Consider the following 17,732-nt stretch of genomic DNA (forward strand, 5'->3'; position numbering starts at 1 on the left):
TCCGTATGCCGTATGCCGTGAGACCTCCTCGCAAACCCAAGGCTGGCAGCACGTACCGGCCAAGTATGTCCCGACTCGATCGAAGGTCTCCTTCTATCCGGATCGTCGCGATCGCACTCTTCTGCCGCAGAGCGCGTCCATTGAGTTCACCAAGCATCCGGTGGGACGCGAGTGTCAACCATCTGCCGAGACAAGACATTGACGCCACTCCCAAGCGGGTGTGCCACAGCCGCGACACCCCTTCCGGCGTTTCCAGCCTCGTTCGGCCGGGAAACACCGGAGAGTCATCGCGGTCCCTGGACCGCGGTCAAGACCGCCAGGCACAGGGCCATCGCCGCAGCGAACGCGCCGCCGCTCACCAGTGCCGATTCGGCGAGTCCCGCTCCGGTCTGGCTCTTCAGTATGCCCGCGACCAGGGCGATCACCAGGGAGAAGAGGCCTGCGACCGCCAGCCACAGGGCCCGGGCGGCACTCGGGCCGGCAGGAGGTTGCGTGTCCATATGGAGTTTCCTTCCTTAGAGATGCGTTCATACCGGGTCGAGAGTGAGCGCCCCGCTCATGAGGCCCCTGGTCAGCAGGGCGCGGGCGTCCGTGGCGGCCGTGACCAGCCGCCGGTGGAGCGAGATCTGCAGGTCGAGGTCGTGGAGCAGGGCGGCGACGCGCCGCTGTACGGGCATTGGGGGCAGCATCACCGGTAGTTCCCCGAACGAGCGGGTGCTGATGGAGCGCGCTCCCGCCGTGGCCGAGCGGTCGTACACCCAGTCGAGTACGTACGGCTGTGACAGGAAGCCGAGCAGGTAGAGCGGATCGAAGGCCTCCGGCCGGTGTGCACGCAGGCGGAACAGGTTGTGGTGCGGCAGCCAGCCACGGTGCTCGTCGCGCACCAGCGCGGGAGGGGCCAGCGCGCCGGACCGGATGCAGACGATGTCGCCGGGTTTGAGCAGGTAGCGCTCGTACGCCGCAGCGAATTCGGCCGAGATCTTCTCCTGGCCGGAATCGGTGATGTAGCCATCCCGCAGGTGTCTGGGCCGCACCATGGGGATGGCTCCGTCCGGCGAGCGTCGCTCGTCGCGCAGCCGCGAGTATGAGGGACCCGCCTGGATCTCACACACCTCTGCCAGTGTCGTGCTGGTCCAGCCGTCCGGGAGTGAGGAGGACAAGCCCCCCGTCCCTCGGGCGAGCGCCGCCGCGTGCGCGCCGGCCACCTGGCCCGCCTCGTTCGCCCGCGCCTGCGCCTGCTCCAGCCGCTCGAACGCGACGGCGACGGCGCTCAGCCCGGCCGCACCGTCCGGCGGCTCGTTCGCCAGATAGTCGGCGGGGTTGAGCGAGAAGTCGCGGGCGTGGATGTCGCCGGGCGAAACCACTCTGCCGAGGCCGTCGTTCGCCTCGTGCTCACCGCCCGGCGCCTGGCCGTCACGCCACCGCCGGTACATGGTCACGATGGCGTCCAGGTCGTCCGGCGGCAGGGTCCGGTGGTTGCGGAACTTCGCTGCTCGCTCCCGTGCGTCGATGAAGAGCACCGGCGCGCCGGGAGTACCCGGCCGACGCAGCAGCCACACGGACACGGGCACGTCCGTAGCGGCGAACAGCCGGCCCGGCAGGGCGATCACACACTCGACCACGCCGGCTTCCACCATGTTGCGGCGGATGTCTCGCTCGGCCTGGTTGGCGGACGTCCCAGCGCTCTGCGGCATGATCGTGGCTGCCCTGCCGCCGTCTGCCAGCGTTTGCTGGATGTGCTGCAGCCAGGCGAAGTTGTCATTCCCCGCCGGCGGCGCGCCATACGGCCAGGTCGCCTGGGTTCTCTCCCGCACCGTCGAGCCCATGTTGAACGGCGGGTTCGTGACGATCACGTCAGCCCGGATCACCGGCCGGTTCCCGTGCGCCTCCCACGGAGTGGCCGTGCCGACTTCCAGGGTCGCATCGGCACCGTGCAGGGCCAGGTTCATTGCGGCGTACCGGAGGGTTTCCAGGCGCGGGCTCTCGCCGCGCACGTCCGCGTCCCCGCCCGCGGCGCCGGCGGTCGCGACCAGCAGTTCGCCCCCGCGGGCGTACGGATCGTAGATGCGCTTGATCCCGGTGGCGCCGGAGACGAGGAGGTCGGCCATGAGCCTGGTCAGCGCGGGAGGCGTGAAGAACTCACCGCTGCGCAGCGCGACCTGCTCCTCGTACCTGCTGAGGAGCTGCTCGTACGTCTCGTGTCCGAGGCTGGCGGAGAGATGGACGACCTGCCTGAGTTCCTGGACGGCACGTGGGGTTAGCCGCACCAGGGAGTCCTGCAGCCCCGGGGGCACACCACGGCGGCGCAGCGCCTCGTCGGCTGCGTGCCCGATGCACCGGAGCAGTTCTTTGGCCTGCCTCGCGCCACCGGTGCGCATGGCCAACTCGTGCAGCTTCGTCCAGCGCTTCCGCTCGGCCACACGCAGGAAATTGAGCGTGAGCAACAGGGCCAGGTAGTCCGCCATGGCGGCGGAGCCTCTGACCGCATCCGCCAGGGCCAACAGCTCGTGCAGCCGTCGTACGTACCCTCCGCTGGGCGAATCCCCGACTGCGGGGGGCAGCTCGTTGTCGGGCAGCCTGCGCCGGACCCGGTCGCCATAGGTGGTGCCGGGGGGCTCATCGCCGATCAATCTGTTGGCCGGGACGCGGCGCGTGTCCAGCCAGGTGAGCACGCTCTGGAGCTGGAAGTATTCCGCTTCCCCGGCCGACACTGGCTTGGGGAAGTCCGCGTGCCGCCTCTCCCAGTTCGTGACAGCCGGACGCGCCACCTTGGCCCACTCCGCGATCTCCGTCCGGGTGATCAGCCGGCGGGCGTTACCCGCCTCCGCTCGCATCTCTCGCTGCTGTGCCATGAGCACGACTGTAGAGGGGACGACAGGCCCCTGCCTGCTGAGCACTACAGGTGCGCAACCTAGGGTCAGCCGGTGTGCGGCTGCGCACGCGTCGCTGAGACTGTCACTATGCCCCTGATCTGCAGGAAAATTCGTTAGACGACATCCAGTCGATCTCACCGATGGAGCGGATTTCCAAAAATAGGATTAACAGATTGACGGGGCGATAGGACTCTATGAGATCAGATGTGTCGCGCCCGGTTCATGTACATGACCATATGGGGCAATCCCTATGCTCGGCACGTCAATCGCCGCCTCTGAACCGATCCGCCACGTGGATCCGGGCGGTCCCGCCCCTCTCTCCTCCGCGCGGCCAGCTGCATACCTCGGCGAGCTGTCACGCTCCCCTAGGCCGGAGAAGGGTCACGGCGCGCCGGTCATCGGAGTGGCACTCACCACTCGGCGGCGTCAGCGCAGTCTGTACGGGGCTCATACACCTGCAAGGCGAAGATCCTGAAGATTAGCGGCCGTCACACCTATGAGGGCAGCGAATACGACACCTGGACCTGGTGGTTACGCCACATCCAGTAATTCGGGCCCGCTTGCCGCCGAGCCGCGTGGTGGCCCGCCCGACGTGTATAGGACATGTACGGGATGATCTTTCCAGCGGTCTGAGCTGCATAGGGCGTTCACGCAGCTCACACCGTGTAAGTCAGCCATACGGCCACCGCTCCCCTGATCCGAAAATCAAACATTCGCCAGGCACGCGGCAGCAAACCTCATGTGGTGATGCGGAGCGAGGTCGTGCGGACCGTACTGGTCAGGCGGTGAGTTCGAGAGTGACGCGATAGCCGAGGGCTTCGAGTTCGCGGACGTGGTTGCGCTTCTTGTGGTCGAGGTTGGCGTGCCGAGCGTAGAAGTCGGCGCCGAGATCGATGAAGTGCGCATCGGGGTCGGATAGCAGGTACCAGATGATGACCAGGATGGAGCGGCCGACCGCGACGATGGCGCGTTTCTTGCCTTTGCGCCGGACTATCCGCCGGTAGTGCTCGCCCAGGAAGGTGTCGGTGCGGCCGACGACGACCGCGGCTTCGCCGAGGGTGCGGGCCAGGTAGCGGTTGCCGTGCCCGGTGGCGTTCTTCCCCTTGCGCTTGCCAGCTGACTCTTTCACTCCTGGCGCGAACTTCGCCCAGGAGGTCAGGTGCGCGGTGGTGGGGAAGCGGCTCATGTCCAGGCCGATCTCGGCGATGATCGCGTGCGCGGCGGTCAGGCCGATCCCCGGAACCTCATCCAGGCGCTCGACAGCAGCAGTGAACGGCGAGATCTACTGAACGAGTAAGTCCGTCGCATGTGGTGCCTGAGGGGCCACAGCGTGCTGGTTTCTCGGCGATGCCGGCGGCTGCGTGCCACGACGGTGGCATGCTCCTCGCTATGCATGAAGATCCGCAGGGCAAGGCAACACCGGGTTTGTGGGGGCGTATCGCGTGCACCTGGGCGGTCGCTTTCGCTGTGCTTCATTTCTACTGGGCGCTGGGCGGTGGGTGGGGCCTGAGCGTCTCGGCGGGACCTCTGGCCGCGGAACGCCCTGGGTGGTTCGTGGTGGTTGGCCTGTGGGGTGTGGGAGTGCTGTGCCTTGTCGGCGGCGTGCTGGGATGGCTTCTCGCCCGGCCGCGGCCTGGTGGCCTGGGTGGACGGGTGATCAAGGCGCTGGGCTGGTGCGCTTGCGCTGTGCTGCTCGCGCGCGGCATCGCCGTGGAGGTGCTGTTGCTGACTGACACAGCGGGCCAGGGGATAGACATAAGCCCGCAACAGCGGCTATGGACGCTGGTGCTGTGGAATCCCTGGTTCCTGGTCGGCGGTCTTGCCTTCGGCGTGGCCGCACGAGGGTTCAGAGGAGCGAAGGGCCCAAGTAGCGGTGCCGCCTGACGATACGTCGGGGAACGCGAAGAGGGTGTCCAAGATCGTTGTGTGACGAGTGACCTGGACGCCCTGCTGACCGCGCTGTACGTGAAGGTCGATGACGAGCTGGAGACCCGTCGCTGGATGGCAGGCCACCGCGGCTGACCGACGCCGAACTGGTCACTCTCGCGGTCGCGCAGGCGCTGCTCGGCTTCCACTCCGAGACGCGCCGACCGCGGTACGCAAACGCGCACCTGACGTCGATGTTCCCGTACCTGCCGCAGCAGTCCGGGTACAACAACGCGTTGTCGCTGGTGAAGAAGGCGATACGGATGCCGGCGGCGGACACGGACTTCTGGTTCGACACCCACTGGATCGCAGACTCCACGCCGGTGCCGTGTGGCATGGCCCGCCCAGGTCAGCTGTCCGCCGTGGTCGGCCGTACCGGGGCGAAGGTCGCCTGACCGGCGCGGCGGAAGCACCAGAGGCGACGGCCGAGTGCGACCGCCCCGAGCACGCAGCAGATGAGGCAGAAGAGCGCCAGCAGCGGCAGCAGCCAGGCGGTGACGATCCAGTACTGGAAGCTGAACGCCCCCCAGATCAGCGTCGGCAGCACCACGCCCAGCACCATCACCAGGGCAAGGGGCACGAGCCGCAGAACCAGCCTCGGCCGGCGCGCCGCGCGGCGTCGCGAGGCCCAGCGACGCGCTCGGACGACCGCGGTGACCAGCAGTGCGGTCATCCCCACCGTGAGCCCGAGCAGGACCGCGTTCACGACGGTGAGCGGGTTGCTCATCGGCGTTGCCGGTGCCCCGATCCGTTCGGCGAGAAGGTTGGTCGAGAGCAGGCTGGGATCGCCGCCGCTGTTGGTGAGGACGAGGGCGGCCACACCGGTCTTGGGCGAGAAGACCATGTCCCCGGTCCACGTCGCCAGTGTTCCGCCGTGGCCGATCACCGACGGCGGGGCGCCTGCCGTGACGGGGCGGGCCTGCCAGCCGAGGGCGTAGTCGCCGGCCTTCGGCTGGACGGTGTGCAACTCGGCCAGGGAGCCGGCACTCAGCAGGTCCGCCCCTAAGGTTCCCTGGTTGAACCGCAGCCACCGCACCATGTCGTCCAGGGTCGAGATCACCCCGCCGTTGCCGACGCAGATCCCCGGCATCTCCGGTGCCGCGACGGCGACCCCGAGAACGACCTCGTACCCGGACGGCAGGCCCTCGGCACGATCGGAACACCCCAGCGTCGAGCTGGTGCCGGTCATGCCCAGCGGCGTGAACAGCTCGGTGTGGAGGAAGGCGTCGAAGGACTTCCCCGACACCACCTCGACGATCCTCGCCGCGATCGAGTAGTTGGTGTTGTGGTACTCCGAGCGGGTGCCCGGATCGGCGGCCAGGGTCTTGTCGGCCAGCCTGGCCACGATTTCCTGCGCGCTGCGCGGAGGCGGGAACACGTACTCGTTGTTCGTGCTGTTCGACAGTCCCGAGGTGTGGCTGAGGATCTGGCGCACGGTGATCCCGGTGAAGCGGGGATCGGCCATCCTGAAGTCGGGCAGGACCTTGACGACCGGGTCGTCCAGGGAGACGCGGTCACGGTCGACCAGCAGCATGATCGCCGCCGCCGTCATCGACTTGCTCATCGACGCGATCCGGAACCGAGTCCGCGCCGTCACCGCGTCGCCGTCCCCGTCCCGGCCGCGGACGATCGTCTCGACCGACGCCCCGTCGATCACGGCCGCCGCGACACCCGGCGTGCCGTAGACGGAGCGGTAGTCGTCGACCAGTCGTTCGCCGGTGGCATGGGCCGGTGCCGTCCAGCCGAGCAGCAGGGCGACGAGCACACCTCCGAGGACGAGGAGGGAGATCACACGAGGAAAGCGCAGATGTAGGAAAAACACGACGTCGAACCTAGGCCGGGCGTCACCGGCCGACATCACCCGAAGGGGTGAGACGGCACCACCCGGCAGGATGGAATCTCAGTCAGGCAGATCGTTGCGACCCACAAGCCCGTTCTCGTACGCGTGGATCACCGCGTGCACGCGGTCGCGCAGGTTCAGTTTCTGCAGGACGGCCCGGACGTGCGACTTCACCGTGTTCTCGCTCAGCACCAGTTCCGCGCAGATCTCGCTGTTGGACCTGCCGCGGGCGAGCAGGCCGAAGATCTCGACCTCGCGTGGGGTGAGGCCGTCCAGGGCTGCCGTCCTCCGCATCGGCACCTGCCGTACGAGATCGAGGATCGTCGCGGCCACCCCCGGGGCCAGCGCCGACGTCCCGGAGGCGACGTCACACACGGCCTGGGCCAGGGCGGCGGGCCGGACGTCCTTGGTCAGGTAGCCGCTCGCGCCGGCCCGGATGGCGGCCACGACCAGTTCGTCATCATCGAACGTCGTCAGCATGAGCACCCGGGTCGCCGGTGCGATCTTGACGATCTCCGCCGTGGCGGCGACCCCGTCCATGCGCGGCATGCGGATGTCCATCAGTACCACGTCGAGGCGGTGCCGCCGGACGACCTCGATCGCGTCGCTGCCGTTCGCGACGTCGTGGGTGACCTCGATGCGTTCGTCGGCCGACAGCACCGTACGGAGCGAGGCCCGCAGCAACTCCTGATCGTCGACGAGCATGACACGGATCCCGGTCACGAGACCTCCTTCGTCGGCCTCATGACCAAGGTGCTGTGCTTGCTGATTCCCTCACTTCGTTCGGTCATTCCCCTCCTTCGTGGGGAGCCGCGCCCGCAGCACCCACCCGTCGTCCCCGTCGTCGATCGACAGGGTGCCGCCTGCGGTACGCACACGTTCCTCGATCCCCATCAAGCCGGTCCCCTGGCTGCCGACGTCGCGAAGCGCCTTGCCGCCGTCGTCGCGCACCTCCACCACCACCTCGGCCGGGGTCCAGCGCAGGCGAACGGTCACCTCGACCGGTGGTTCGAGGTGGCGCAGCGCGTTGGTGATGCCCTCCTGCACGGTCCGGACCGCCGCGACCTCGGCACTCAGGCTCAGCGGTCGTCGCTCACCCACCTCCGCGAACGTCACCGCATGGAGCGGGCTCGCCGCCGAGGCCACGAGGTCGGGGAGGGCATCGAGCGAGATCGGGACCTGTCTGGGCCGGGGATCGGCGCGCGGCGCCACGGTGGCCGGGCCCAAGGTGGCCAGCATCGCTCGCAGACCTTGGTGGGCGTCCCGGCCGGCCTCGGCGATGTCGCCGAGTTCGCGGCGGGTCGCCGGATCCGCCGTCGTGACCGCCGCGGCCTCGATCCGCGCGACCATGACGGTGACCGTGTGGGCGATCACGTCGTGCAGGTCGCGGCGGATGCTGGCCCGTTCGTCCGCGACCGCCGCGGCCAGTCGTTCGCTCTCGGCTCGTCGGCCTGCCTCGTGCCTGCGGCGTACCAGCAGGGCCGCAAGCCACACGCCGCCGACCACGAGCATCAGCAGCCCGCCCTCGACCAGGCGGGTCCACCCAGGGTCAGGGGGCAGCCGGGCCCACGCCACCAGCTCGGTGAGGACGATCCCGAGCGCGGCGACGGCCAACGCGACCACCGAGGACCTGACCGAGACCAGGCTGGTCAGCCGCCACAACGTCAGGGGGAAGCACACAGCCGAGGGCAGCATGCTCGGTGACCAACCCAGGAAGGGCATCGTCACCAGGACGAGCATTGCCAGCGCGCCGATCGCGTACCCCACCCACGGCCGTCGATGGGCCACCACCGCTCCCACATGGAGCAGGACGGCGGCACCCGCCGCAGTGAAGATCTGCCACAGGTCCGCGCCGAGGTGCCAGACGCCCGCCAGGATGAGCATCGTCAGGAGAGCCAGGACCACGTGCGCCACCACCGTCGTCGCCGGCCATGTGCTCCGGCGCTGGGAGGCTGTCACGGTCGTCGCCTTCCGGTGGGCTCGTGGTGGGGAGCCGTGCCTGGCTCGACGTGCCACAGGATAGCCAGCAGCGGGCAGGCCGATTCTGGCGCCCCGCCACGAACCCGCCGGCGAAGCCCGTCGATGAGCTGCCTCATCGAACGCCGAGCCGTCGAAGCGGCCGGCGTCCCAGAAGACCGCGCGCGGGCATGTTAACGACGTCTGAATCTTGACCCCCAGGCGTCGCCACGGGGTCAGTTTTCACCCGCCGTCGACAGGGCAGAACGTGGGGCGGGCGGGCAGGCGCTGTCCTGAGCTGTGGTCAAGCGGCGTGGTGGTATTCGCTGATCACGCTTGTGACGACGGGTCTTCGGCCATCACCAGGTTGCGGGCCTGCACCGTCCGGGGTGCGCAATCACGCCGGCGCGGGATCGCCCACACCGTTGAGGCCGCGATGATGTAGCCCAACCGGGCCAATTCGCCTTGGAGATTGCATGCCCGTCGGCCTCCTGAGGCCGATGCCGACGTGTCCGGTCGTATGGTCCAGGTCCTACCAGCGGACGTGGACGGCCGCGAACCGGCGGGGGCCGCTGAGGCAGTCTCGGCTACCTGCTGCCGTCATCGGGTCGGGGTCCGGGGGCGGTTCCACCAGAGGGAGAGGGACAGGGCCGCGGCGATGAGGATGGCGCCGCCGGCGGCGAAGGCGGCGGCTGTGTCGACCCGTTGACGGATGACGGTGAAGCTGCCGGGAAGGGTGTCGAGGGCGCTTTGGAGCTGGTCGGCGTTCTCAGCGCGGTGGTAGGAGCCGCCGGTGGTCTGGGCTATCCGCTTGAGTGCGGGCTCGTCGATGGTGCGGGGGTTACGGCCGCTGTCGAATCCGCCGCGGCCGCCGAAGCCGCCGCCCCGGCCGCCGAAGCCGCGGCCGTCGAACTGTGAGTTGTCGCAGACCATCGGGGCCGGGTTCGTGGTGCCGAAGCCGATGGTGAAGACGCGAACGCGGCGCAGGGCCGCCTCCTGGGCGGCGAGCTGCGGGTCGACGCCCTGGGTGTTGGCGCCGTCGGTGAGCACGACGATCGCGGCACCGGCGTAGCCTTCCCCGCCGCCGGGGTCCGCCCCGGTGGGGGCGACCGACGGGTCGACCCCCGCGATCGCGTCGATCGAGGTGAGCATGGCCTGCCCGATCGCGGTGCCGCGGGACACGGTGAGGCCGTCCAGCGCCTCGATCAGCGAGTCGGTGTCGTCGGTGGGAGGGACGAGCAGACCCGCGGTGCCCGCGAAGGTGACCAGGCCGATGCGCGGCCCGCCCCGCTGTGACTCGATGAAGTCCGCGGCGGCCTTCTTCGCGGCGATGATGCGGTTGGGGTCGACGTCCGTGGAGCACATGGAGCCGGAGGTGTCGAACGCGAGCAGGATCGTCGCCGACGTCCGCGGCACCGGGACCGACACCTGCGGGCGCGCGGCCCCGACCACGAGCAGCGCGAGCCCGGCTATGAACAGTGCCGCGGGGATCTTCCGCGTCCAGCGCGTACGGCCGGGCAGGGCGCTCCGTACGAGCGCGATCGAGGTGACGCGCACGGCGGCCCGCCGACGGCGGCGCCGCGCCCACTCGCGGATGGCGAAGATCAGCGGGATGATCAGGACTGCCGGCAGCGCCCACGGCCATGAGAACGACATTCAGATCACCCGTCCGGACCGGAGCACGGTGAGCGCCGCTCCCGCGGTGAGCAGCGCGAGGGCGAGCCCGATCAGCCCGCCGGCGAGGGGCAGCGGCTCATCGGAGACGGTGAGCCGCAGATCGATCGTGTCGGCGATCCCGTCGAGCCGCGCGGTGTCGGAGGCGGGGTGGTAGGCACCGCCGGTGGTCTGCGCGATCACGGCGAGGGTGTCCTCCTCGAGCGAGGTCTGCAGGTGGTAGCCGTCGACCCGCACCGTCGCCCCGGCCGTGGTGCCGACCCCGACGGTGTGGATGTGGACGCCCGCCCGCTGGGCCACGGTGGCGGCGCGTTCGACGTCCGCGCCCTGGTTCTGGCCGTCGGAGAACATCACGATCGTCGCCGACGGCCAGTAGCCGATGTCGGGAGCGGCGCCGTCGCGGCCGACGGTCACCTGCTTGCCGGTGATCGCCGACAGCGAGGCCATGATGGCCGTCCCCAGCGAGGTGCCGCCAATGATCTTCAGCCGGTCGATGGCCGCGAGCGCGACGGAGTGGTCGGCGTCGGGCCGTGCGGTGGTGAGCGCGCCCCGTTCGAACGCGACGACTCCGATGTCGACGCTGTCGGGCTGGGCCGCCACGAACGCGCGGGCCGCCCGCTGCGCGGCCGCCAGCCGGGTGGGCGCGACATCGTCGGCGCCCATGCTGTTGGAGACGTCGATGGCGAGGATGACGGTGCCCGCGGTCCGCGGCACCGGCACCATGGCCGTCGGTCCGGCGGTGGCGATCGCGAGTACCCCGACGCCGGCGATCGTCAGGCCGATGCCGAGGTACGCCTGGCGTCCGCCCGGCACAGCGACGCCGGCCGCGGCGAGCGCTGCCGTCCGGCGGCGCGCCGAGACGACGGTCGCCCAGACGAGCGCCGCCGTGACGAGCAGTCCGATGGCCAGCAGGAGCGGGGAGGACAGGGTCATGAGGCCGGCCTCACATGTCCGTCGATGACCTCGACAGGCCCGGTCATGGCGACCGGTCCCCGGTTCTGGCGACGACCTCGACGAGCGCCTCGGCCAGATCGCGGTCGGTGTCGATGCGGTGGACGGGCACCCCGGCCCGGCGCATGCCCGCCGCGAGCCGGGCGTCGCGGGCGTCGACGGCGGCGCGGAAGCGGACCCGCAGCAGCGGGTCGGCGGAGTCGACGACGAGTTGCTCGCCGGTCTCGGCGTCCTCGACCACGATCAGTCCGGCTTCGGGCAGCACGTCGTCGGCGGTGTCCACGATCCGCAGGGCGACCACCTCGTGCCGCCGGGCCAGGCGCTGGAGCGAGCGCTCCCAGTCGCCGTCGCCGATGAAGTCCGACAGCACGACGATGAGTGCGCGGCGGCGCGCGAGCCGTCCGGCCGCGTCGAGCATCTCCGCCAGGTCGGTGGTGGTGCCGGCGCGCGTCCCGGAGGCGCGTTCCAGCTCGGCGCCGATCCGCAGCGCGTGCCGCCGGGAGGTGCCGGGCGGCACGACGCGCGGCGTCCCGGTGTCGAACAGCAGGGCGCCGACGCGGTTGCCGCCCCGGCCGAACAGCCGAGCGAGGACGAGCGCGAGCTCGGCGAGTACGTCGTGTTTGCCGCGCCCCGGCCGGCCGGCCGCCATCGACGCCGACCGGTCAAGGACGAGCCACACCGTCAGCTCGCGGTCCTCGGTGAACACTCGCAGGTGCGGCTCGTCCAGCCGCGCGGTCACGTTCCAGTCGATGTGCCGGGCGTCGTCGCCGTCGCTGTAGGCGCGCAAGCCGGTGAAGTCGATCCCGGAGCCGCGGTGCGCGGTGCGGTGGGCGCCCTGGAGCCGGCCGTCGAGCCTGCGGACGACCTTCCACTCCAGGCGGAGCAGGAGCCTCTCGGGGGCGGTGGCCATGGCTCAGCGGTTCTGCAGGACGACGTCGGGCGCCCGGACGGCCCCGAGCACCCTGGTGATGATCGTGTCGGCGTCGACGTCGTCCGCGAGGGCCTCGTAGGACAGCACGAGGCGGTGGCGCAGCACGTCGAGCGCGAGCTCGGACAGGTCGTGCGGCAGGGCGTAGTCGCGACCGCGCAGGAACGCCAGTGCCCGGGCGCCCGTGACGAGCGCGATGGACGCCCGCGGGCTCGCCCCGTAGGTGACATACCGTTCCAGCTCGCCGAGCCCGGCCGTCGCGGGAGAGCGCGTCACGGAGACCAGCCGTACCGCGTAGTCGACGATCGCCGGATCGACGTACACCTGCCGAGCGCGGGCCCGCATCGCGATCAGGTCCTCGGCCGTCACCATCGGCTGCGGCGGCTCGGGCGGACGCAGCGCCCGGTCGACGATCGCCTGCTCTTCTGCCCGCGTCGGATAGTCGACGACCACCTTCATCATGAAACGGTCGACCTGCGCTTCCGGCAGCGGGTAGGTGCCCTCCGACTCGATCGGGTTCTCCGTCGCCATGACCAGGAACGGCTCGGGCACCCGGAACGTCTCGCGGCCGATCGTCACCTGATGTTCCTGCATCACCTCCAGCAGGGCGCTCTGCACCTTGGCGGGGGCACGGTTGATCTCGTCGGCCAGCAGCAGGTTCGCGAACACCGGGCCGAGCTCGGTTCGGAACTCCCCGGAGTGCTGGTGGTAGACCCGCGTGCCCACGAGGTCGGCGGGCACCAGGTCGGGGGTGAACTGGACGCGCTGGAAACTCCCGGCGATCGCGGCGGCCAGCGACCGCACCGCGAGCGTCTTGGCCAGGCCCGGCACGCCCTCGACGAGCAGGTGGCCGCCGGCGATCAGCGCGACGGCCATGCGCTCCAGCAGCACGTCCTGCCCGACGATCACGCGTTTGACCTCGAACAGCACATGTTCCAGCGGATGGGCCGACTCGGGGGACTTGGTCGAGGTCATGGTCTTCCTTCTCGTGAGGCTTCGATCAGATCTCGGGCCCGCCCGGCGGGCCGTCGCCTTCGCCGCCGCCCAGGGCCACGCCGATCGGCACCGCGAACGCGATACCGGCGAACGCCTCGTCTCCTCCCGGGTCGGCGATCGAGACGACGATCCCGATGACCAGGCCGCGAGCGTCCAGGAGGGGACCGCCGGAGCTGCCCGGGTTGACGGAGGCGTCGAACTGAATGAGCCCGCTCAGGTCGCCGTCTTTGGCGGACCGGTTCAGGCCCGACACGACGCCGGTGGAGACGCTGTAGGTCAGGCCCAGCGGATTGCCGATCGCCACGACGGGCGCGCCCACGGCCACGGCGCCGCCGAGCGTCGCCGGGACGACGATCTCCGGCAGCTTCGCGGGCTTGAGGGTCGCGACGTCGCGCTTGGGATTCGACGACACCACAACGGCCTTCGCCCTGGTGCCGTCAGCGAACGTCAGGTTGACGTCCTTTGTGCCTTCGACGACGTGGTGCGCGGTCAGAATCGTCCCGTCCTCGGCCGCGATCACCCCGGTTCCGAGCGACTTCCCGGCCTGGACGACCACCACCGACGGCCCGACCCTCTTGAAGACGTCGGCCACCGTGAGCGTCACGCTGGGCGTCGGCGTCGCGCTCGGCACGGGCGCGGCCCCTTCGCCGTTCCCACCGATACCTCCCAGCCAGTACGCCAGCACCGCCACGACGACAAGTGCGCAGCCCCCGACGACGAACCGCCGAGCCCTCCCGGCCGCGGCTCCCTGAGCGTCGGCCGCATCGGCCTGCTGCGGCACACGCTCCATTGCCCCATACTCATAAATCTCAGTTGAAAGTTCTACAAGCTCCGCCTGAGAACTCCCTGAGAAACCGGTCCCCGCAGCCCTACGCGCGCAGCACGGAGACGAGGGGGCGGCGCCAACCGCTCTGGCCAAGCCGGGGTGGAGCCTGCGGTGTACCTTGGGGCGGCATCGTCGTCGACGCCTACGCGTTATCAGGGGTCGAAGGCATCTGTAAGCCCGACATCGGGCTGTTCGAGGTCGCGGCCCAGCGCTGCGGCATGACCCTTGCGCCCGAGGGGACGGTCGGCGACCATCCGATTGCCGATCTCCGTACGGTCTGGATCAACCGAGCGACGCGGTGGCGTACAAGGAGCGACTGGCGGAGCTACCTTGTCCGCATGCGACGGATCGTCGGTTTATTCGCCATCGGAGCACTTGTTTTTGGAACAGCCGGGTGCACCGTTCCCAGTAACGGGATCACCGGCATCACCATTGACGCCACGGGAAACCTCGTTGTCGTTCTCGCCTGGTGTGGTCGCCAGCCCGACGCAGTGATTGTCTATCACGATCGTTCCGCTGAGGGGGCCGCCGCCCCTTCAGAGTACGAACCTTCCTCTGGCGGCTCATCCATAGAGGATGCCGTCTACGTCGCTCCTCGCATTGAGGGTGGGATCGCGTCTTTCCGCCTTGACGCACCCGACAGCGGATGGGAAGCCGTGCTCAAGCCTTCGGCGTTCGATTCGACCATCACCTACAGCGCATACGGTGCGACCAATGACAACAGCTATTCAACACGTCATGTCCGGTTTCGAATAGGTGATGCGGAAGAACTCAAGCGCAGGCCGGGCACCGTGCTCGACAATCGGTACGATCTTCAGACGGGGGAGGAGTCCAACGTGTTCGTGCCGCGGGCGGAGTTCGATCGGCAAGGCCAGAAGGAATCCTGCCTGGAGTGAAAATCCCCCAGTCCGTCGGCCGCGACACCGGAGAACGTTGATATCCGGGCGGTCCGGTGAAGAGAACCCGGCCGGGTCAGGGAGCATTCGAGGAAATGGCCCTGAAACGGGAGCCCTGTGCCGGCCGGGGTGAAGTGTCAGGGGACACCGGGCCGGAAGCCAAGGATTCTCAAGACGGAGCGTGTTCCGGACTGGCGGCGGCCACCGCCGCATCGGTCGTCGTCAGCGTGACGCCCGCCGAATCGGCCGACCCTGTTCGCATGGTTGCCCGGAGTCACAAAGATGTATCCATTCATTGACCGTATACAGGCCAAGTGAAAGGATCTGCCGACTCGACCGGAAATACGCCCCGGAGTGGCCTGTGAACGGAACATTCATCAGTGAATCTGGATTTACCCCTGATGGTAGTAAAACGCCCAAAATTCTCCCCGCCGGGATGGCCTTCACCTTCGCCGACATGCCTTTTAAGCTCGAAAACGGAAACGTCCGGATCACGATCGGCAGCGAGACCGGCTGGGTGGACGCCGCGGCGGTGGTCTCCGACGCCGACGCGGCCCAGGTCGAGGCACTCGTCACCACCGGATCCGCGCCGTCGATCCAGGACGTCACGAGCGTGCCGGAGTTCGCCGCCCACTGCGAGGCGGTGCAGTCCGCCATCACGGGCCTGACCGACGCCGTTCCCGGCCGGGCGATGCTGAAGGGGCGACTGGAGAAACACCTCGACCGGTTGTCGGGTCTCCTGCTGAAGGTCAGCGCCGTACGGAAGGTGGCCGAGCAGGCCACTCTGCACTTCGCCACCGAGGACAGCGCAGGACGGTGGCCGACCATGTTGCGGCTGTGGGCCGGCCGCACGGAAAAGGAGCGCAAGGCGGCGTTCAAATGCATTCCCCCCGAGCTCGCCGAGGCGTTCGCCGATCTGATCGAGGTGTACGCGGACGGGGCGGCGGACTTCGACAGCGCGGAGGCGGAACACAGTGAGCTGTCCATCACCCTTCGGGTGGCGCTGGACACGGCGACGCTGCGCCCGGGGACCTTTCTGACAGACGAGATGCAGGCGAAGGCGGCGTACGCGAAGCTGCACCTGCACGGACCGAACCTCTTCTCCACTCAGAACGGTTTCATGGTCGAGCTGCCCGAGCCCCGTGTCGCCAAAGGGCTCACCGTCCACTCCAACGACGTGGTCCTCGACAAGCCGACGGAAGTCCCCGACGAGAAGCTGCCGAAGGTGGTAAGCCTGACCCAGGAGAAGGAGAAGCTGTACCTCGGGGGCGGGCCGAGTGGCGACGACGTGTGCCAGGGAAGCCTTGGCGACTGCTACTTCCTGTCCCTGCTCGCGTCCATCGCCGACCACGACTCTGATCAGCTGAAGCGGATGATCAGGAAGAGCGAGTCGGCCTTCCTGATCACGTTCACTCGGACGATCTCCTTCATGGATCGATCGTTCCGGCTGCCGCAGCTCGTCGAGGTCGAGCCGCTCTTCGCGCAGAGCACGACCTTGGGTGCGAAAAACATCCTGCTGGGGGCCCGAGCCAGGGCCATATGCGGGAACTCCGTGGTGCGGCGCCGCAGGACCCTGGGAGGCGACGTGTACCTGGAAGAGGCGTTCCCGGTGACGACGGCCATCTGGGTGCCGATCATGGAGAGGGCGTTCGCCGCCTTCGTCGCCGCCTACGGCCTCTACTTCACCGACACTCCCACCGAGGACGCCCCGGAGGAGGACGGCTATCGCCTGATCCGCGAAGGCATGCAGTTCTCCGAGGTACTTTTCGCCTGCCTGTACGGTCACCGGCTCCGCTACAGCCGCGGCGTGAAGGTGGAACCGTTGGGCAAGGCGGTCGTCGAGCGCCCGGAGCGGCTCGACCTGGTGACCGGCGAGCTGTTCAACATGCTGCTCATGGTGGCCGATCAGGCGGCGAGTAACTCGCCGTGCATCGCGGTGCCGACCGCCTCGGTGAGCTGGCGAAAGGTCGGTGCGGAGCTGATCGCGCTGGGAGAGCGGTACGAGGGCCCGTTGTCACAGTACTTCGCCGAGATCGGGAAGAAGCTGCGGCCCGTGCTCGACGAGGAACGTGACACCGTCGCGACCCTGACAAACGATGCCGCCTTCCAGAACGCGTGCGCGCAGGTCACGAAGACTCTGCGGCCGCTCCGGCCGAAGGACCTCTGGGCGGACAGGGTCGTCAGGCTGCTCGCGTCGCTGGCGGAGCCGATGGCCGAGCATGGCCCGTGCCCCTACATCTTCGCCCGCCACGAGTACGCGATCAGCGGAGTCCGCCTGGTGCTCGCGGGAGACTCGCCGGCCCCCGACTACGTGACCAACCCCGCACTGGGCACCGCGCTGGTGAACGCGGCGTCACTCGCCAAGGCGGTCGCCGCTCTCGACCTCCAGAAGTCGACCGTCACCCTGCGCAACCCGCACCACCGAGGCTCCCCCGACCTGGACGGGAACCTCCCCTTCGAACAGAACACCGGGCTGTTCACCCTGTCTCTCCAGGAGTTCCTGAACTTCTTCCACGACGTCCAGTACGCCGTCGTCAGCCGCCACGCCTGACCACACCCGCATGGCCCGTCAAAGGTCCAGGCCGTCGGCCATGCCCGTGGCCGTCGCGGCTGAGGAGCCACGGCGATTCCGGACAGCCGTCTTATGGGCGTAGCCCTCGCCGGTGCGTATGTCGAGGATGGTCAGGGCGGCGGCGCGCAGTTGGGCGAGATGCCGAGTTGGGCGTAGGCGTGGACGAGCGCGGCGCCGGTCGCCGATGCAGCGTTCGGGTGTTCGGCGTGCCCGGGTCCGCTGATCGCGCAGCGGTCGGGGCCGCCGGACCCCTGGCATGGATGAACCCGGTACGCCTGCGCCTACCGTCACGAT

14 protein-coding genes and 1 pseudogene are annotated in these 17,732 nt (G+C 69.1%); 4 read left to right on the forward strand and 11 right to left on the reverse strand.

The window, feature by feature from the left end; genetic code table 11:
• Window positions 1–284 precede the first annotated feature (284 nt).
• From ABT061_RS35940 to ABT061_RS35950, 3 genes are all read right to left on the reverse strand, one after another.
• Window positions 285–500 (reverse strand): hypothetical protein, encoded by a 216-nt coding sequence (locus ABT061_RS35940; protein ID WP_350926493.1) that lies wholly within the window; start codon window positions 498–500, stop codon window positions 285–287.
• A gap of 27 nt (window positions 501–527) precedes the next feature.
• A complete protein-coding gene (locus ABT061_RS35945) occupies window positions 528–2,852 on the reverse strand; it encodes an N-6 DNA methylase (protein ID WP_350926495.1) in 2,325 nt (774 codons plus the stop codon).
• A 799-nt stretch (window positions 2,853–3,651) separates the two neighbouring features.
• The gene (locus ABT061_RS35950) at window positions 3,652–4,155 is read right to left on the reverse strand and encodes a transposase (RefSeq protein WP_350926639.1); all 504 of its coding nucleotides are present in this window, start codon (window positions 4,153–4,155) and stop codon (window positions 3,652–3,654) included.
• A 95-nt stretch (window positions 4,156–4,250) separates the two neighbouring features.
• Between ABT061_RS35950 and ABT061_RS35955 the strand changes: the two genes are divergently transcribed.
• Window positions 4,251–4,757, forward strand: coding sequence for a DUF3995 domain-containing protein (locus ABT061_RS35955; protein WP_350926497.1), 507 nt, complete (start codon window positions 4,251–4,253; stop codon window positions 4,755–4,757).
• A 42-nt stretch (window positions 4,758–4,799) separates the two neighbouring features.
• Window positions 4,800–5,146, forward strand: a pseudogene (locus ABT061_RS48445) (IS982 family transposase); the annotation flags it as partial.
• A 2-nt stretch (window positions 5,147–5,148) separates the two neighbouring features.
• On the opposite strand, the gene ABT061_RS35965 reads toward ABT061_RS48445, so the two are convergent.
• The 8 genes from ABT061_RS35965 to ABT061_RS36000 form a co-directional block, all read right to left on the reverse strand.
• Window positions 5,149–6,621, reverse strand: coding sequence for a serine hydrolase domain-containing protein (locus tag ABT061_RS35965; RefSeq protein WP_350926501.1), 1,473 nt, complete (start codon window positions 6,619–6,621; stop codon window positions 5,149–5,151).
• A gap of 78 nt (window positions 6,622–6,699) precedes the next feature.
• Entirely contained in the window at window positions 6,700–7,362 is a 663-nt protein-coding gene (locus tag ABT061_RS35970) for a response regulator (RefSeq protein WP_350926503.1), read from the reverse strand.
• 51 nt (window positions 7,363–7,413) lie between these two features.
• Window positions 7,414–8,598 (reverse strand): sensor histidine kinase, encoded by a 1,185-nt coding sequence (locus tag ABT061_RS35975; protein ID WP_350926505.1) that lies wholly within the window; start codon window positions 8,596–8,598, stop codon window positions 7,414–7,416.
• Window positions 8,599–9,195: 597 nt separating this feature from the next.
• Entirely contained in the window at window positions 9,196–10,251 is a 1,056-nt protein-coding gene (locus ABT061_RS35980; protein WP_350926507.1) for a VWA domain-containing protein, read from the reverse strand.
• Window positions 10,252–11,202 (reverse strand): VWA domain-containing protein, encoded by a 951-nt coding sequence (locus ABT061_RS35985; RefSeq protein WP_350926509.1) that lies wholly within the window; start codon window positions 11,200–11,202, stop codon window positions 10,252–10,254.
• A 43-nt stretch (window positions 11,203–11,245) separates the two neighbouring features.
• Window positions 11,246–12,130, reverse strand: a complete 885-nt coding sequence (locus ABT061_RS35990; protein WP_350926511.1) for a DUF58 domain-containing protein — start codon at window positions 12,128–12,130, stop codon at window positions 11,246–11,248.
• Between the two features lie 3 nt (window positions 12,131–12,133).
• Window positions 12,134–13,123 (reverse strand): AAA family ATPase, encoded by a 990-nt coding sequence (locus tag ABT061_RS35995; RefSeq protein WP_350926513.1) that lies wholly within the window; start codon window positions 13,121–13,123, stop codon window positions 12,134–12,136.
• A gap of 25 nt (window positions 13,124–13,148) precedes the next feature.
• Entirely contained in the window at window positions 13,149–13,934 is a 786-nt protein-coding gene (locus ABT061_RS36000; protein WP_350926515.1) for a S1C family serine protease, read from the reverse strand.
• Between the two features lie 374 nt (window positions 13,935–14,308).
• Here ABT061_RS36000 and ABT061_RS36005 point away from each other — a divergent pair, with 374 nt between their 5' ends.
• Both ABT061_RS36005 and ABT061_RS36010 read left to right on the forward strand, forming a co-directional pair.
• Window positions 14,309–14,866 (forward strand): hypothetical protein, encoded by a 558-nt coding sequence (locus ABT061_RS36005; RefSeq protein WP_350926517.1) that lies wholly within the window; start codon window positions 14,309–14,311, stop codon window positions 14,864–14,866.
• A gap of 457 nt (window positions 14,867–15,323) precedes the next feature.
• Entirely contained in the window at window positions 15,324–17,417 is a 2,094-nt protein-coding gene (locus ABT061_RS36010) for a C2 family cysteine protease (protein WP_350926519.1), read from the forward strand.
• Window positions 17,418–17,732: the final 315 nt, after the last annotated feature.

The organism is Streptosporangium sp. NPDC002544 (genome assembly GCF_040295965.1).
Taxonomy (GTDB): Bacteria; Actinomycetota; Actinomycetes; order Streptosporangiales; family Streptosporangiaceae; genus Streptosporangium.

Coding starts and splice junctions, on each gene's coding strand:
- ABT061_RS35940 (WP_350926493.1), bottom strand. CDS start 500: ATGGACACGCAACCTCCTGCCGGCCCGAGTGCCGCCCGGGCCCTGTGG.
- ABT061_RS35945 (WP_350926495.1), bottom strand. CDS start 2,852: ATGGCACAGCAGCGAGAGATGCGAGCGGAGGCGGGTAACGCCCGCCGG.
- ABT061_RS35955 (WP_350926497.1), top strand. CDS start 4,251: ATGCTCCTCGCTATGCATGAAGATCCGCAGGGCAAGGCAACACCGGGT.
- ABT061_RS35980 (WP_350926507.1), bottom strand. CDS start 10,251: ATGTCGTTCTCATGGCCGTGGGCGCTGCCGGCAGTCCTGATCATCCCG.
- ABT061_RS35985 (WP_350926509.1), bottom strand. CDS start 11,202: ATGACCCTGTCCTCCCCGCTCCTGCTGGCCATCGGACTGCTCGTCACG.
- ABT061_RS35990 (WP_350926511.1), bottom strand. CDS start 12,130: ATGGCCACCGCCCCCGAGAGGCTCCTGCTCCGCCTGGAGTGGAAGGTC.
- ABT061_RS35995 (WP_350926513.1), bottom strand. CDS start 13,123: ATGACCTCGACCAAGTCCCCCGAGTCGGCCCATCCGCTGGAACATGTG.
- ABT061_RS36000 (WP_350926515.1), bottom strand. CDS start 13,934: ATGGAGCGTGTGCCGCAGCAGGCCGATGCGGCCGACGCTCAGGGAGCC.
- ABT061_RS36005 (WP_350926517.1), top strand. CDS start 14,309: ATGCGACGGATCGTCGGTTTATTCGCCATCGGAGCACTTGTTTTTGGA.
- ABT061_RS36010 (WP_350926519.1), top strand. CDS start 15,324: ATGCCTTTTAAGCTCGAAAACGGAAACGTCCGGATCACGATCGGCAGC.